Genomic DNA, 15,236 nt, shown 5'->3' with positions numbered 1-15,236 from the left:
TCAGCCCGCCGCGTCGCCCCAGCGGCTGCGCTCGCGCTCGGCCTCCGCCGCCGCAAGCTCGAGGAAGGTCACCAATAGGTCGAGATCGGCGGCGCGAGCCTGGTTGCCAAGTTCGGCGAGCATATTCGCTGCCTTTACGGCGACGTCGCGCTGCAGATTGCGTTGACGGGCTCGCTTCTCGACCAGAAGCTGCAGGGCCAGAGCCTCCGGTTCGCCGTGGTGATACAGGCCATGCGAGGAGAGAAGGGCGTTGCGAGGGTGGGTGGTCGTCGGAGAGGCCGGCATCGGGCGCTCCTGTCAGGTTGCTGGATGGAATTATTGCAACCTATAGTTTAATAAACTGCGAAACCGGATCTCAGGGCGAGCTGTCGGGGTCGGGCACGTCGCCGAGCTGCAACTGGCAAGTTCGGCGATTGATCGCAGCCTCCAGCCGGGTCATCTCGACGAAATAGGCGAGGCTGCTGAGTTGCGCCGCCCGGGCCATCGCACCGAGCTCGACGGTGATCTCCTCGATATAAGATGCAACTTCCAATTGCATGCGCGCCAGCGCGTCCATGCGGTACGGACCGGGCGAGGCCGAGGCGCGGCGGCTGATACCCGAAACTCGGGGCAAGTGATTGTCATCCTGATAGATTTTATCCTCCTTAATTCGCCGCGATATTGCTTTCCTCATCTCGCCCACCCCCGTGGCCGCATCAGTTGTAGGAAACGAACCGGCGTTCGACGACGCTATTCTTGCTACTCGATCTCCAGAAATGCAATCACTGCGTGTAATTATTTTCTTGAAAGGAACACTTTCCGGATTGGCGCGTTGATCTCCGGTCGCAATTCCGCCGCGATTGGTTCAGGCCCGGTTCAACCGGGGCGAGCTAAATCGGGCGTCAAGGCGGGAAGCCGCCGAGAAGGAGAATGCCATGTCAGTTTTCGGAAAGAGCCGTTTCCTCGTGACGCTCGCCGTCACCGGCAGCGTTCTGGCAGCAGGCCTGACGCCAGTCGTGGCGGGCCAGGCCCGCCCGGTCGGCTTCGACAAGAGCCGCCTCGATGCCGCTCAGGTCGACTACTCGCAATATTATCGTCGCGGCTGGCGCCACGGCAATCGTGGCGCTGCCATCGCTGCCGGCGTCGGCCTCGGCCTTCTCGGCGCTGCGGCGATCGCTGCCAGCCGTCCGCGTTATGCTGAGCCGGTCTATGGCTATGATGACGGCTACTATGACGAGCCGGTCTATGTGGCGCCGCGCCGCTACTATGCGCCGCGCTACTACTACCCCGACAACATCCGCGATCCGGCGGGCGGCAGCTATCGCTGACCACCGGTCAGGATAAACAGGCTTAATCAATTCTGAACGCCTGGCGCCTAGGCTCCAAGGGTCGCTCCTGTCGCATGACGGGGCGGCCCTTTTCTTGGCCTACGGGAGCTCGCGGTTCCGATCCCGGGGCCGTTGCCTTGCCGACCTTGGAGAAAGACGATGAAACCCTCGCTCAAGACACTGCTGTCCGGCTGCGGCGCCGTCGCCCTGGCGGTGTTCTGCTCCGGCGCGGCAATGGCCCAGTACTATTCAGATGACAGCTATGGCCGTCGCCGCGGCTATGACCGGGGTTATAATAACGGTTACGATCAGGGCCGCCGCGACAGGGGCTATGGTCGCGACGATCGCGGTTATGGGCGCGACGACCGGCGCTATGGCCAGGACGGTGGTGGCTATCGGCGCGGTCCCAATCCCAACAATCCGATGGCGGGCATGAGCATCGAAGACCAGAAGCGGGCGATCAAGAACCACCGCGATGCGCAGAAGAAGGCGATCAAGCGCGGCTACGTCATTCCGTAGCCCAGCCGTCCTCCGGCTCGTCCCCATCCGGCGTGAGACGGGCGAGCCGATCGAGCGCGCCTTGCAGAATGTAGGCTGCCGCCATCTTGTCGACGACGGCCGCCCGCCGGGCGCGCGAGGCGTCGGCATCGAGCAAAGTGCGGGTGACCGCGAGCGTCGACATCCGCTCGTCCCAGAACACGATCGGCAGCGCCGTCAGCGGCGCTAGATTGCGCACGAAAGCGCGGGTCGACTGGACCCGCGGACCTTCCGTTCCGTCCATGTTGAGCGGCAGGCCGATCACCAGCCCGGCGATCGCGTGCTTGTCCGCCAGCTTCAACAGCGCCGCAGCGTCCTGACGGAACTTGACGCGCTGGATCGTCTCCAGCGGCGTCGCGATCCGGCGCTCGACGTCGGACAAGGCGAGCCCGATCGTCTTGGTGCCGAGATCCAGCCCGAGCAGGCGTGCGTGCTCGGGCAGAGCGAGGAAGTGATCCAAAGCGACGAGATTGCTCATCTGCCGCCGGTAGCATGGGCCGCCCGCATAGGCGAGCGGCCCGCTTGATTCTGCTTTGGTTCAGTTGGCGTTCTGCGGCGTCAGTCCGGCCGCCTTCAACGCCGTTCCCCATTTGGCAACCTCGGCGGCGAAGCGCTTGGCATGGGCCTCGCGGGTCCATTCAGCCGTCGGAAAGGCACTGGTGCCGACCGCCTTGAATCGCTCGAGCACGGCAGGGTCCTTCAACGCGGCCTGCAACGCGCCGTTGAGCTTGTCGAGCGCTGCAGCGGGCGTGCCCTTCGGGGCGTAGAGCCCGTGCCAGATCGTCATGTCGATCTCGGTGCCGGCCTCGCGCGAGGTCGGGACGTTCGGGAGCACCCCGAGCCGCTCCGGCGAGGTCACCGCATAGGCGCGGATCTTGTCGGACTGGATCTGCGGCACGGCCGTGGTCGACTGGTCGCAGAGCACGTCGACCTGGCCGCCGACGAGGTCGTTCATCGCCGGCCCGGTGCCGCGATAGGCGACCTGGGCGAGCTTGACGCCCAGGGCCTGCGAGATCAGCACGGCGCACAGATGCGCGTTCGAGCCGACGCCGGCATGGGCGACGGTGAGCTTTTCGGCCTGCTGCTTGGCATAGGGAAAGAAGGCCTTGCCATCGACAGGAGGCAGCGCGAGCTTGCCGGCGATGACCATCGGCCCTGTGTTCACAAGCCCGATCGGCGCGAAGGCGGTCTGGGTGTCATAGCCGAGATTGCTGTAGAGCGCCGGCGCTGCGGCAAGCGCGAGGTGGTGGATGAGCATGGTGTGCCCGTCCGGCTCGGCCGCGACGAGGCGCTTGGCGCCGGCCGTGCCTCCTGCTCCGGCGATGTTCTCGACAACGACCTGCTGGCCGAGCGTGCGGCCCATATGCTCGCCGAGCAGGCGGGCGATCACGTCGCTGGGGCCGCCGGCGGCAAAGGGCACGATCAGGGTTATCGGTTTGGTCGGGAAACCTTGGGCCAGGGCAGGTGCGCCGAGCCCCAGCAGGGCGAGCCCTGCGAGGGCGCCGCGGCGCGTCATGAGGAATCTGCGGATATGCGCGATCATTCGTTTCCTCCAGTAGGGCGGCCGCTCTGCGTCGGCTTGGTCGAAATCTCGTGGCTCTCGGCCCCCGAGTTTGGTTCGCTCGGTTTCGAGCGAAACTTTAAAAATCTACAGCAAAAAACTGATTTTTCGCCGAAATAGGCGACTTGTTCTCGAGCAAACCTGGTGCGGGGACGGCTCAGCGCAGGTCCGACAGGTAGTGAACCTCCTGGGTCAGACACAGGCTGAGCCTGTGCTCTACGGGCGTGCCGTCGAGCGACAGGGCGATACGGTCGATCTGCAGGGCCGGCTCGCCAGCAGAAGCTCCGAGCGCGGCAGCGTCCTCCGCCGAGAGCATCACCGCCTTCAGCCGCTCGCGCGCATTGGCAATGGTGATGCCGTAATGGCCGGCATAGAGGCTGTAGAGATTGTTCGGGATCGGCCCGTTCTCCAGCCCCGGGAAAAGCTGCTGCGGCAGGCTGACCGTCTCGACGATCAGCGGTACGCCGTCGAAAGAGCGTTGCCGGCGGATGCGGATGACGGCGGCGTCCTCGGCGAGGTCGAGAGCCGCGCGCTCGGCTTCGTCGGCGAGAGTCGTCGTCACCGAGAGCACGACGCTGTCGGGAAAGCGCGGCGCCCCCTGGTCCGGCGCCAGCTTGAAGAACTGGAACAGGATGCGGCGCTCGTCATGCTCGGCGACGAAAGTGCCGCGCCCCTGGCGGCGAACGACGAGGTTCTCGGCGGCGAGCTCGTCGAGCGCCTTGCGCACGGTGCCCTGGCTGACGCCGATCTCGGCGGCAAGCTGGCCTTCGCTCGGCAGAATCGCGCCAGGCGCCCAGACCCCATCCATGAGCCGGCGCACGAAGATCGCCTTCACCTGCCGATAGAGCGGCCGGAAGCCTAGCGTCTCCGGCATATCGGGCTCTCGGGGCTGCCCTGCGATTTCGAGCTTGTGCACACTCATATGTCTTATATAAGACTTGAGCGCAGCCGCGTCGAGCCCGATTTCACGAACTCGGCCACGGTGTGAGGGATCACGGGAAACGGTCAGGGATATCAGCCATGAGCAAGCCGCATCTGCTGGTGCACGAGAAGAAGGACACGGTCGGTGTCGTCGTCGTCGAGGGCCTGAAGGCCGGGACCGACATGCTCTGTGTCGTCACGCACGACAATTCCGATTTCCGCCTTGCCGCCAAGATGGACATCCCGATCGGCCACAAGGTCGCGCTCAAGGACATCAAGAAGGGCGACACAATCTGGAAATACGGCCAGGACATCGGCAAGGCGATCGCCGACGTCGGCAAGGGCGAGCATCTCCACGTCCACAACGCCAAGACCAAGCGCTGGTGAACACCAAGCGCTGGTGAGCGCTGGCCTTCATCCATTCCGATCTTTGGGCTCCCTGCAGGTCGAGCCCTCAACCGTCCAGGAAACGCCAATGTCCTCCATCGTCGCCAATTTCGACCTCGTCAAAGGCAAGCTCGCCCGGGTGAAGGGCCGCAAGATCGAGGCGCCCGAGTTCAAGACGCCCTTCGTCAAGCGCCCGACCGGCCGCAGCCTCGATTCCTTCATGGGCTGGCGCCGCGAGAACGATCGCGTCGGCGTGCGCAACCATGTGCTGCTGCTGCCGCTCGACGATCTCTCCAATGCCGCCTGCGAGGCCGTGGCCAACAACATCAAGGGCACGCTCGCCATCCCGCATGCCTATGGCCGCCTGCAGTTCGGCGAAGACCTCGAGGTCCATTTCCGCACCCTGATCGGCACCGGCTCGAACCCGAACGTCGCGGCCGTCATCGTCATCGGCATCGAGGACGGCTGGACCAAGCGCGTTGTCGACGGCATCGCCAAGACCGGCAAGCCGGTGGTCGGCTTCGGCATCGAGGGCCATGGCGACATCGCCACCATCGCCAAGGCTTCCTATGTCGCCAAGGAGTTCGTGCAGTGGGCGACCGAGCTCCAGCGCGTGAAATGCGGCATCGAGGAGCTCTGGGTCTCGACCAAATGCGGTGAGTCGGACACCACCACCGGCCTGTCCTCCTGCCCGACCGTCGGCAACATGTACGACAAGTGGATCCCGCGCGGCGTCTACGGCGTCTTCGGCGAGACCTCGGAGATCACCGGCGCCGAGCATCTCTGCAAGGCGCGTGCGGCGACGCCTGAGGTTGGCGAGCGCTGGTACAAGATGTGGAAGGCCTATCAGGACGACGTCATCGAGGCCCACAAGACCGACGACCTCTCCGATTCGCAGCCGACCAAGGGCAACATCGCCGGCGGCCTGACCACGATCGAGGAAAAGGCGCTCGGCAACCTTGAGAAGATCGGCCGTGAGTGCAAGTTCATCGACATCCTGGAGCCGGCGCAGGCGCCGGAAAAGGGTCCCGGCCTCTACTACATGGACACGTCCTCGGCCGCGGCCGAGTGCGTCACCTTGATGGCGGCGGGCGGCTATGTCGTGCACACCTTCCCGACCGGGCAGGGCAACGTCATCGGCAACCCGATCGTCCCGGTCATCAAGATCACCGGCAACCCGAAGACCATGCGCACCATGCCCGAGCACATCGACGTCGACGTCTCCGGCATCCTGCGTCGCGATCTCACCATCCCGCAGGCCGGCGACGCGCTGATCGAGAACATCGTGCGCACCGCGAATGGCCGCCTCACGGCTGCCGAGGCGCTCGGCCATCGCGAGTTCTCGATGACCAAGCTATATCGCAGCGCCTGAGGAACTGCGTCTCCGGGCGCGACGAGGCAAAAGTGTCGGACAACGGGATCGTTTCCAAGATCGTTTCACTGCATGCGCCGGGGCGGGCAGTCTTGCCCGCCTATGTCCGTGCCCTGGAAGCGGGCTGGTCCCCGAACACGATGCGCAATGTCGCGCCTGAACAGCTGGCGGCGATCGCGGCCGATCCGGACGCCTTCGTCGCCGGGCTGAACAACCGCGGCGGCGCGATCCGCCTACATGACGGCAGCGAGGTCCCGCGCCTGCCGGATATGATCCGCTGGATCATCGCGGTCGACCGGCCGGAGCGTCCCTTCGTCGGCAGCATCAATCTGCGCTGGCAGGAGGACGAGGCCGGCAGGCCGGTCACCGAGCTGCCGCCGCATGTGCTCGGCCATGTCGGCTACACCATCCTGCCGGGGCATGCCGGGCGCGGCTATGCCAGCGCCGCCCTGGCGGCGGTGCTCGCGGAGGCACGCACCATCGGCCTGCCGTTCCTGAAGATCACCTGCGATGCCAGCAACGGCGCTTCGCGGCGGATCATCGAGAAAAGTGGCGGGCGTTTCATTGAAAGCTTCGTCGCCCCGTTCTACGGGCCGGAGGAGCGGCTGATGTATCGGATCGAACTGCAATCATGACTGAAACGGCCACCTTGCGCCTGACGAACGGACTGGGCCGGCTCGCACCGGGCATCGCCCTGTCGGCGGTGGTGGCGATCGCCTCCGTCCTGGCCGAGCCTGTGTTGAAGCAGCTCGCCGGCGGGCGTGTCGGCCTTCCGGCCGTCGTCATCGCGCTGGTGATCGGCATGATCCTGCATCCGATCGCCAATACGAAGCGCTTCGAGCCGGGCATGACCTTCTGCGTCAAAAAGCTGCTGCGCTGGGCGATCGCGCTGCTGGGTCTGCGCGTCGCGCTCGGAGACATCGCTGCGCTTGGCCTGAGCACCGCCTTGCTCGTCATCGTCGCGATGACCGCGACCATCGTCACCGGCTTCGTGCTGGCGCGCCTGCTCGGCCGCGAGCCCGGTGTCGGCGCGCTCGGCGGCGTTGCCACGGCGGTCTGCGGTGCCTCGGCCGCGCTCGCCACCTCGACGGTCGTGCCCGATTACCGCAACAAGGCCGCCGACACCGCCTTCACCGTGATCGCGATGAACGTGCTCTCGACGCTCGCGATGCTGGCCTATCCGCTGCTTTGCGCCTGGCTCGGCCTCTCGCAACAGCAGACCGGAATCATGCTCGGTGCGACCATCCACGATGTCGCGCAGGTCGTCGGCGCCGGCCAGGCGGTCTCGGACGAAGCCGCGAACGCGGCAGTGATCGTCAAGCTCTTCCGCGTCTTCCTGCTGCTGCCCGCGGTGCTGATCGTCGGCTGGTGGCTGACCCGCCATGGCGAGACCCATGGCGACGCCAAGGTTCCGGTGCCGGTCTTCGCCTTCGTCTTCCTGATCATGTGCCTGATCAACAGCGTGCTGAGCACGCAGGCAGGGGTCGCCGGCGTCTACCTGCCGATCCGCGACATCCTGCTCGAGATCTCGCGCTGGGGCCTGCTGATCGCGATCGCGGCGCTCGGCTTGGGAACCTCGATAGCCGCGATGGCCCGGCTCGGCTGGCGTCATCTCGCCGTGGTCACCGGCACCAGCCTCGTTATCCTCGTCGTCGCCACGAGCGGGATCATCCTGCTCGGCTGACCTATCATCACAGCGGAAAGAGCCATGACCGACATCGTCATCACCGAATTCATGGACGAGGCGGCGGTGGCGGCGCTGAAAGCGCGCTACAGCGTGCACCATGACCCCGAGCTTTTCGGCAAGCCGGACGAGCTCGCGCGATTGGTCGCCGACATCCCGGCGCTGATCGTCCGCAACCAGACGCAGGTCCGCGGCGATGTGCTGGCGGCGGCGAAGAAGCTGAAGGTGGTCGGCCGGCTCGGCGTCGGGCTCGACAATATCGACATGGAGGCCTGCTCGGCCCGCGGCATCAAGGTCTTCCCCGCCACCGGCGCCAACAGCCTGTCAGTGGTGGAGTACGTGATCGGCACGGCGATGACGCTGCTGCGCGGCGCCTATTTCGCCAATGCCGCGATGCTTGCCGGCGAGTTCCCGAAGACGAAACTGATCGGCCGCGAGATCGCCGGCAAGCGCATGGGCCTGGTCGGCTTCGGCGCGATCGCCCGCGATGCGGCGCGGCATGCCAAGGCGCTCGGCATGACCGTCGCCGCCTATGACCCCTATGTTCCGGCTGGCGACGCTTGGCAGGGCATCGAGAAGCTCGAGCTCGACGCCTTGCTCTCGACCTCTGACGTGATCTCGATCCATTTGCCGCTTACGCCCGAAACGCGCGGGCTGATCGGCGAGGCCGCCTTCGCCAGGATGAAGCCCGACGCCATCCTGATCAACGCGGCGCGCGGCGGCATCATGGACGAGGCGGCGCTGGTTGCGGCGCTGAAGGGCGGGCGCCTGGGCGGCGCGGCACTCGACGTCTTCGAGCAGGAGCCGCTCAAGGCCGATGGTGCCAAACTCTTCGCTGGCACGCCCAATCTGATCCTGACGCCGCATATCGCCGGCAATACAGTCGAATCGAACGGTCGCGTCTCCGGGCTCGTCGCCGAGCGGGTCATGGCCGCACTGGAGGGCAGGGCATGACGAAGCTCTCACTGGAAGCGGCCGAGCAGAAGGTCGCGGATCTGTTCATTGAGGCCGGCGCCTCGCCCGCCAACGCCGCCTCCGTCGCGTGGGCATTGGTGATGGCCGAGGCCGATGGCCTCAAGGGGCACGGCCTCATGCGGATCCCGACCTATCTCGCCATGCTGCGTGCCGGCAAGATCGACGGGCAGGCCATACCGATCGCGCGCAAGCCCAAGCCCGGCGTGCTAGCGATCGATGCCGGCCACGGCTTCGCCTATCCCGCGATCGATCTCGCCGTCAGCGAATTGCCCGAGATCGCCCGCGCGCAGGGGATCGCCTCAGCGCCGATCCGCCGTTCCAGCCATTGCGGCGCGGCCGGCCTGCATGTCGAGCGCCTGGCGGAGCAGGGGCTGGTTGCGCTGCTCTTCGCCAATACGCCCGGCGCTATGGCACCCTGGGGCGGCTCCAAGCCAATTTTCGGCACCAATCCGATCGCCTTTGCCGCGCCGCTTGCAGGGCGCGAGCCGGTGGTCATCGACATGGCCCTGTCCAAGGTGGCACGCGGTCCCATCGTCGCGGCAAGCCAGAAGGGCACACCGATTCCCGAAGGCTGGGCGCTCGATGCGGCCGGCAATCCGACGACGGACGCCAAGGCTGCGCTCGGCGGCACCATGGTTCCGCTCGGCGACGCCAAGGGTGCGACGCTGGCGATGATGGTCGAGATCCTCGCCGCCGCTCTGGTTGGTACGCATTTCGCCTTCCAGGCCTCGCCCTTCTTCAACGACGAAGGCGGCCCGTCCGACACCGGTCAGCTCATCCTGGCCATCGACCCCGCAAGCATGGGGGGCAACTGGTTCGCCGAGCGCATGAAGCTGCTGACTCACGCGATCGAGGAGCAGCCGGGAACGCGTTTGCCGGGTATGCGGCGCTACGGGCTGCGAGCCAAGGCACGGGCCGAGGGGATCGAGGTCGCTCTCTGAGCTTCACCGCCGCAATAGGCCGCATGACGCAAGGGAATTTGCCGCGACTTTTAGCGGACTTTCTCGCGAAAATTGAAGAACCCCAGAGCTATCCACGACGGCGCGGCCGACAATGCGGTCGCGCGGATTTGCCTTTGGGGGGACCATGAAGACCATGCTCATCGCCGCATGTGCCGCGGCGTTGCTGGCCGGCTGTCAGACGACGCAGCAGGCGGCCCAGACCATGCGCAGCGAATGGGTCGGCCAGAGCGCCGACTCCTTCTTCGTCGCCAACGGGCCGCCGGTTTCGAGCTTCCCGCGCGACAGCGGCGGCCAAATCTACACCTGGCGCGGGGGCGAGGCGAGCATCGTCCGGCCCGGCAGCTACCAGACCCGGCGTGTCCCGACGCAGACGCTGGACGGCCGCCGCAGCACCACGACGACCGTGACCTATCAGCCGCCGCAACGCGTCAACTATGTCTGCGAGGCTCAGATCGCGGCCGACGCGCAAGGCTTGATCGAGTCGATCCGGATCAGCCGCGACAGCGGCGGGATGTTCCTGTCGTTCTCGCGCTGCAGCGAGCTGTTCAACCGCGGCTAGACGAAGTCGAATCGATCAACGTCGACAAGGCCTTTGTCGGTGATCTTGAGATGCGGGATCACCGGCAGGGTCAGGAAGGCGACTTGCAGGAAGGGCTCGGCCAGCACGACGCCGAGCGCCTTCGCCGCTGCGCGCAGGCCTTCCAGCCCGTGCCGCACCGTCTCGAAGGGCTGGTCGCTCATCAGCCCGGCGACGGGCAGCGCCAATTCGGCCGTGACCTTGCCGTTGTCCGCCACCGCAAAGCCGCCGCCGGTCTCGATCAAGCGGTTGGCCGCCGCCGCCATCGAGGCCTCGTCGACGCCGACGACGCAGAGGTTGTGGCTGTCATGGCCGACCGAGGAGGCGATGGCGCCGTGCTTCATGCCGAAGCCGTGGACGAAGCCCGAGGCGATGCCGCCATTGCGGCCATGGCGCTCGATCACCGTGACCCTGACGGCGTCCTGGCCGAGATCGGGCAAGGCGAAGCCGTCTTTTGCCGGCAGACGCATGGAAAGCCGTTCGGTGATGATCCGGCCGGGCACGACGCCGATCACCGGTGTCTCCCCCTCGCGTGCCGTCACAGCGAAATCCTCCGGCGAAAGCTTGCGGCTGCGGACGCTGGCAAGGCCGACTGGAGGGACCATCTTCCGGTCTTCGAATAGCCTGTCCTCGACCAGTCTGCCGCCGGCAAACACCAGTTTGACGCGGCAGGCGGCGAGGTCCTCGACCAGAACGATGTCGGCGCGCTTGCCTGGTCCGATGAAGCCCCGGTCGAACAGGCCGAAATTCCGCGCTGCCGACAGGCTCGCCGTGCGATAGGTCGCGAGGATGTCGGCGCCATCAGCGATCGCAGTACGGATCATGTAGTCGAGATGGCCTTCCTCGGCGATGTCCAGCGGGTTGCGGTCGTCGGTGCAGAAGGCGAGGAAGGGCGAGGCGTCGCGCGTGATCAACGGGATGAGCGCATGCAGGTCCTTCGAGACCGAGCCCTCGCGGATCAGGATCGCCATGCCCTTGGCGAGCTTCTCGCGCGCTTCATCTGCTGTCGTGGTCTCGTGGTCGGTGCGGATGCCGGCGGAGAGATAGCCGTTGAGGTCGAGGCCGCGAACCAGCGGCGCATGGCCGTCGATATGCCGGTGCGAGAAGGCCTCCAGCTTGGCGAGACAGCCGGGGTCGCGATGCAGCACGCCAGGGAAGTTCATGAACTCGGCAAGGCCGATCACCTTGGGATGGTCCATGAACGGGATGAGGTCGCCAGCCTCGAGCGCAGCTCCCGCCGTTTCCAGATGCGTCGCCGGCACGCAGCTCGAGAGCTGGACGCGTAGGTCCATCCGCATCGCCTCGGCGCAATCGAGGAAATAGCGGATGCCGTCGGCGCCCAGCACATTGGAGATCTCATGCGGGTCGCAGATCGCCGTGGTGACGCCGTGCGGCAGCACGCAGCGCTCGAATTCGAGCGGCGTCACCAGCGAGGATTCGACATGCAGATGAGTGTCGATGAAGCCGGGTACCGCGATCAGGCCAGAGGCGTCGAAGCTCGCTTTGCCCTCGTAGCGGCCATGGGTGCCGACGATCGTGTCGCCGCAGAGCGCGATGTCGGTCGGTGTGAGGTCACCCGTAACGAGATCGAACAGCTGCGCGCCGCGAATGACGAGATCGGCCGGCTCGTCGCCGCGTCCTTGCGCGATCCGGCGGGCGAAGGTGGCTGCATCGGTCATCGGAAAACTCCTCGATCAGAAGAGGCTAGTCGTCCCGGGCGACCGCAGGGAGACCCGGGACCCATGCCCGAACACTGATCAAGTTGTGATCGGCGCTGTGACGGTCAGGCCAATCTCGCTATCGTCAGGCATGGGTCCCGGGTCTGCACGGCTGCGCCGCTCCGCCCGGGACGACTAGGGTAGGGTTATGTGGCTCTACATTCTCGCGAGTCAGAAGAATGGCACATTGTATGTCGGTGTGACGAACTCGCTGTCGAGACGCGTCGAGGAGCATCGCGACGGTCGAGGCTCCGAGTTCGCCCGGCGCTATCGCGTCATGCGGCTCGTCTACGCCGAATCTTTCGCCGATCCTAATGATGCGATCGCTCACGAAAAGCGTGTGAAGCATTGGCACCGCGCTTGGAAAATCGCCCTGATCGAACGCACCAATCCCGACTGGAACGATCTCTATCCAACCACCCATCTCGATTGAGCCGGCCAGCCCGGCTATACCCTGCCGGCACAGCCTTTCGCGGAGACCATCATGCAGCTCACCTGGTTCGGCCATTCGGCGTTTCGGCTCGACCTGCCCGGCGCCTCGGTCCTGATCGATCCGTTCTTCACCGGCAATCCAGCCTTCGAAGGCGATGTTGCCGCCGCCGGCAAGGGTGTCAGCCATGTCGTCATCACCCACGGCCACGGCGACCATGTCGGCGACACGCTTGCCATCGCCGCGGCGAACGACGCTACCGTGATCACCAATTATGACCTCTGCATGCACCTTGCCTCGAAGGGGCTGAAGAAGTTCCAGCCGATGAACACAGGCGGCACAGTCGATCTCGGCGCCTTCTCAGTGACCCTGGTCCGCGCCGATCATTCGGCAGGCATGGGAGAAGCGGGGGTGGCCGTCCCGGTCGGCAACGCCAATGGCGCGATCATCAAGGCGCCCGGCGAGAAGACGCTCTGGCACATGGGCGATACCGACATCTTCTCGGATATGGCGCTGCTCGCCGAGATTCACGGCGTCGAGGCCTGCATCTGCCCGATCGGCGACCGCTTCACCATGGGCGCCAGGACGGCGGCGCTGGCGATGACCCGCTTCGTCAAGCCGAAGCTCGCCATCCCCTGCCATTACGGCTCCTTCCCGATCATCGCCCAAGACGCGGCGGTCTTCGTCGAGGGGCTGAAGGGCAGCGGCGTCGAGGCGCTGGTGCCGGAGAAGGGCAAGGCGGTCACGATCTGACGCCGCAGTCATTGTGAGCCGCCCACACGCAGCGGGCCGCAAGTAAGTGCTGACTTACTGGCGGTCCGCGCGCTATAGCGCTGGCGAACCATTACCGGCGTTGCTGCGCCGATCCCAACAGGAGCCCGCCCATGTCGGTCGACGCCGCCACCGTCAAACGCGTCGCGCATCTCTCGCGCATCGCCGTCGATGATGCGGATGTGCCGAAGCTGCAAGGCGAGCTCAACGCCATCCTCGGCTTCGTCGAGCTGCTCAACGAGGTCGATGTTACCGGCGTCGAACCGATGACCTCGGTCACCCCGATGGTGATGAAGAAGCGACAGGACATCGTGAACGACGGCGAGATCGCTGACGAGATCGTCGCCAATGCGCCGGCCTCCGAGGACGACTACTTCATGGTGCCGAAGGTGATCGAGTGAGCGCCTGACGCGCTCCGCTGACCTTCATCGCCCGTTCCTATACGTTTTACGGATATTTCCCGTGACCGATCTCACCCGCCTGACCCTGACCGACGCCCGTGACGGGCTGAAGGCCAAGCAGTTCTCCGCCACCGAGCTCGCCAAGGCGCATATCGCCGCGGTGGAGCAGGCGCGCGCGCTCAACGCCTATGTGCTGGAGACGCCCGAGCATGCGCTGAAGCAGGCTGCCGCCTCGGACGAGAAGCTCGCCAAGGGCGAGGCTGGCCCGCTGGAAGGCCTGCCCCTCGGTATCAAGGACCTATTCGCGACCAAGGGCGTGCGCACCACCGCCTGCTCGCGCATTCTCGGCAACTTCGTGCCGCCCTATGAATCGACGGTCTCGTCGCAGCTCTGGCGTGACGGCGCCGTCATGCTCGGCAAGCTCAACAATGACGAGTTCGCCATGGGCTCGTCGAACGAGACCTCGGCCTTCGGGCCAGTAGTCAATCCCTGGCGACGCCAGGGTTCCAACGTCGGAGCAGGAGCTGCCGGCGCAATCGAGGGCAATCATCTGGTGCCAGGCGGCTCGTCGGGCGGCTCGGCCGCGGCCGTCGCCGCGCATCTCTGCCTCGCCGCCACCGCGACCGATACCGGCGGCTCGATCCGCCAGCCGGCCGCCTTCACCGGCACGGTCGGCATCAAGCCGACCTATGGCCGCTGTTCGCGCTGGGGCGTCGTCGCCTTCGCCTCCTCGCTCGATCAGGCCGGGCCGATCGGCAAGACCGTGCGCGACTGCGCGGTGATGCTGCGTTCCATGGCCGGACATGATCCGAAAGACACCACCTCGGTCGACCGCGCTGTGCCGGATTATGAGGCGTCGGTCGGCCGCTCGGTGAAGGGCATGCGGATCGGCATTCCCAAGGAGTACCGGCTGGAAGGCCTCAACGCCGAGATCGACGCGCTCTGGCAGCAGGGCATCGACTGGCTGAAGGCTGCCGGTGCCGAGATCGTCGAGATCTCGCTGCCGCATTCCAAATACGCCCTGCCAGCCTATTATATCGTCGCGCCGGCCGAGGCCTCGTCCAACCTCGCCCGCTATGACGGCGTCCGCTACGGCCTGCGCGAGCAGGGCCGCGACATCGTCGAGATGTACGAGAAGACCCGCGCCGCCGGCTTCGGCGCCGAGGTCAAGCGCCGCATCATGATCGGCACCTATGTGCTGTCCTCGGGCTATTACGATGCCTATTATCTGCGCGCCCAGAAGGTCCGCACGCTGATCAAGCGCGATTTCGAACAGGTCTACGACCAGGGCATCGACGCGGTGCTGACGCCGTCGACGCCGTCTTCCGCCTTCGGAATCGGCGAAAAGGGTTCTTCCGACCCGGTCGAGATGTATCTCAACGACGTCTTCACGGTGACGGTGAACATGGCCGGCCTGCCGGGTATCGCCGTGCCTGCGGGACTCGACAGCCAGGGCCTGCCGCTCGGCCTGCAGCTGATCGGCCGGCCTTTCGACGAGGAGACGCTGTTCTCGCTCGGGCGGGTGATCGAAGAGGCGGCCGGCCACTTCCCGGTGACGGAGCGCTGGTGGGCCTGAGCCTACCTTGGCGTGATCGGTCGCATTCCGAATCCTGATTTCCCGGACGCGACACAG

The 15,236-nt window shown here is 65.9% G+C and carries 19 protein-coding genes; 13 read left to right on the top strand and 6 right to left on the bottom strand.

From position 1 onward, the window contains the following. Nucleotides 1-285, bottom strand: a complete 285-nt coding sequence (locus VGV58_RS09535; RefSeq protein ID WP_326873777.1) for a hypothetical protein — start codon at nucleotides 283-285, stop codon at nucleotides 1-3. Between the two features lie 70 nt (nucleotides 286-355). Then, nucleotides 356-673: a hypothetical protein gene (locus tag VGV58_RS09530; RefSeq protein WP_326873776.1), complete on the bottom strand. Its 318-nt coding sequence runs from the start codon at nucleotides 671-673 to the stop codon at nucleotides 356-358. A 241-nt stretch (nucleotides 674-914) separates the two neighbouring features. On the opposite strand from VGV58_RS09530, the gene VGV58_RS09525 reads away from it, so the two are divergent. Beyond that, nucleotides 915-1,307: a hypothetical protein gene (locus VGV58_RS09525; RefSeq protein ID WP_326873775.1), complete on the top strand. Its 393-nt coding sequence runs from the start codon at nucleotides 915-917 to the stop codon at nucleotides 1,305-1,307. A 159-nt stretch (nucleotides 1,308-1,466) separates the two neighbouring features. Further along, the gene (locus VGV58_RS09520; RefSeq protein WP_326873774.1) at nucleotides 1,467-1,826 is read left to right on the top strand and encodes a hypothetical protein; all 360 of its coding nucleotides are present in this window, start codon (nucleotides 1,467-1,469) and stop codon (nucleotides 1,824-1,826) included. Here VGV58_RS09520 and ruvX read toward each other — a convergent pair. From ruvX to VGV58_RS09505, 3 genes are all read right to left on the bottom strand, one after another. After that, nucleotides 1,816-2,322, bottom strand: coding sequence for a Holliday junction resolvase RuvX (ruvX, locus tag VGV58_RS09515; protein WP_326873773.1), 507 nt, complete (start codon nucleotides 2,320-2,322; stop codon nucleotides 1,816-1,818). The two genes, VGV58_RS09520 and ruvX, sit on opposite strands and share 11 nt — an antisense overlap. A gap of 60 nt (nucleotides 2,323-2,382) precedes the next feature. After that, nucleotides 2,383-3,387 (bottom strand): tripartite tricarboxylate transporter substrate-binding protein, encoded by a 1,005-nt coding sequence (locus VGV58_RS09510; RefSeq protein ID WP_326873772.1) that lies wholly within the window; start codon nucleotides 3,385-3,387, stop codon nucleotides 2,383-2,385. A gap of 175 nt (nucleotides 3,388-3,562) precedes the next feature. Then, complete coding sequence (locus tag VGV58_RS09505) at nucleotides 3,563-4,279, bottom strand: GntR family transcriptional regulator (protein ID WP_326873771.1); 717 nt, start codon at nucleotides 4,277-4,279, stop codon at nucleotides 3,563-3,565. A 146-nt stretch (nucleotides 4,280-4,425) separates the two neighbouring features. Between VGV58_RS09505 and VGV58_RS09500 the strand changes: the two genes are divergently transcribed. The 7 genes from VGV58_RS09500 to VGV58_RS09470 all read left to right on the top strand — a co-directional run bounded on the left by VGV58_RS09500 (nucleotide 4,426) and on the right by VGV58_RS09470 (nucleotide 10,265). Beyond that, nucleotides 4,426-4,713, top strand: coding sequence for a UxaA family hydrolase (locus VGV58_RS09500; protein WP_326873770.1), 288 nt, complete (start codon nucleotides 4,426-4,428; stop codon nucleotides 4,711-4,713). A 220-nt stretch (nucleotides 4,714-4,933) separates the two neighbouring features. Next, entirely contained in the window at nucleotides 4,934-6,085 is a 1,152-nt protein-coding gene (locus VGV58_RS09495) for a UxaA family hydrolase (protein ID WP_326874115.1), read from the top strand. A 32-nt stretch (nucleotides 6,086-6,117) separates the two neighbouring features. Next, nucleotides 6,118-6,720 (top strand): GNAT family N-acetyltransferase, encoded by a 603-nt coding sequence (locus VGV58_RS09490; RefSeq protein WP_326873769.1) that lies wholly within the window; start codon nucleotides 6,118-6,120, stop codon nucleotides 6,718-6,720. Then, the gene (locus VGV58_RS09485) at nucleotides 6,717-7,769 is read left to right on the top strand and encodes a YeiH family protein (RefSeq protein ID WP_326873768.1); all 1,053 of its coding nucleotides are present in this window, start codon (nucleotides 6,717-6,719) and stop codon (nucleotides 7,767-7,769) included. The genes VGV58_RS09490 and VGV58_RS09485 overlap by 4 nt, the downstream gene beginning before the upstream one ends. Before the next feature lie 24 nt (nucleotides 7,770-7,793). Further along, nucleotides 7,794-8,723, top strand: a complete 930-nt coding sequence (locus VGV58_RS09480) for a hydroxyacid dehydrogenase (RefSeq protein WP_326873767.1) — start codon at nucleotides 7,794-7,796, stop codon at nucleotides 8,721-8,723. Then, nucleotides 8,720-9,685, top strand: coding sequence for an Ldh family oxidoreductase (locus tag VGV58_RS09475; RefSeq protein ID WP_326873766.1), 966 nt, complete (start codon nucleotides 8,720-8,722; stop codon nucleotides 9,683-9,685). Before VGV58_RS09480 ends, VGV58_RS09475 begins: the two co-directional genes overlap by 4 nt. Nucleotides 9,686-9,830: 145 nt before the next feature. Further along, nucleotides 9,831-10,265, top strand: a complete 435-nt coding sequence (locus VGV58_RS09470) for a hypothetical protein (RefSeq protein ID WP_326873765.1) — start codon at nucleotides 9,831-9,833, stop codon at nucleotides 10,263-10,265. On the opposite strand, the gene ade is transcribed toward VGV58_RS09470, so the two are convergent. Beyond that, nucleotides 10,262-11,962, bottom strand: coding sequence for an adenine deaminase (ade, locus tag VGV58_RS09465; RefSeq protein ID WP_326873764.1), 1,701 nt, complete (start codon nucleotides 11,960-11,962; stop codon nucleotides 10,262-10,264). The two genes, VGV58_RS09470 and ade, sit on opposite strands and share 4 nt — an antisense overlap. Nucleotides 11,963-12,149: 187 nt before the next feature. Between ade and VGV58_RS09460 the strand changes: the two genes are divergently transcribed. The 4 genes from VGV58_RS09460 to gatA all read left to right on the top strand — a co-directional run bounded on the left by VGV58_RS09460 (nucleotide 12,150) and on the right by gatA (nucleotide 15,179). Next, a complete protein-coding gene (locus VGV58_RS09460; RefSeq protein WP_326873763.1) occupies nucleotides 12,150-12,434 on the top strand; it encodes a GIY-YIG nuclease family protein in 285 nt (94 codons plus the stop codon). Between the two features lie 51 nt (nucleotides 12,435-12,485). Continuing rightward, entirely contained in the window at nucleotides 12,486-13,184 is a 699-nt protein-coding gene (locus VGV58_RS09455) for a metal-dependent hydrolase (protein WP_326873762.1), read from the top strand. A 131-nt stretch (nucleotides 13,185-13,315) separates the two neighbouring features. After that, a complete protein-coding gene (gene gatC, locus VGV58_RS09450; protein WP_326873761.1) occupies nucleotides 13,316-13,603 on the top strand; it encodes an Asp-tRNA(Asn)/Glu-tRNA(Gln) amidotransferase subunit GatC in 288 nt (95 codons plus the stop codon). Nucleotides 13,604-13,664: 61 nt separating this feature from the next. Continuing rightward, the gene (gene gatA / locus VGV58_RS09445) at nucleotides 13,665-15,179 is read left to right on the top strand and encodes an Asp-tRNA(Asn)/Glu-tRNA(Gln) amidotransferase subunit GatA (RefSeq protein ID WP_326873760.1); all 1,515 of its coding nucleotides are present in this window, start codon (nucleotides 13,665-13,667) and stop codon (nucleotides 15,177-15,179) included. The last annotated feature ends 57 nt before the right edge of the window (nucleotides 15,180-15,236 follow it).

It is taken from the genome of Allobosea sp. (assembly GCF_035944895.1).
GTDB lineage: Bacteria > Pseudomonadota > Alphaproteobacteria > Rhizobiales > Beijerinckiaceae > Allobosea.
The sequence above is the reverse complement of the archived record's forward strand: the minus strand, read 5'-3'. Positions and strand labels throughout refer to the sequence as shown.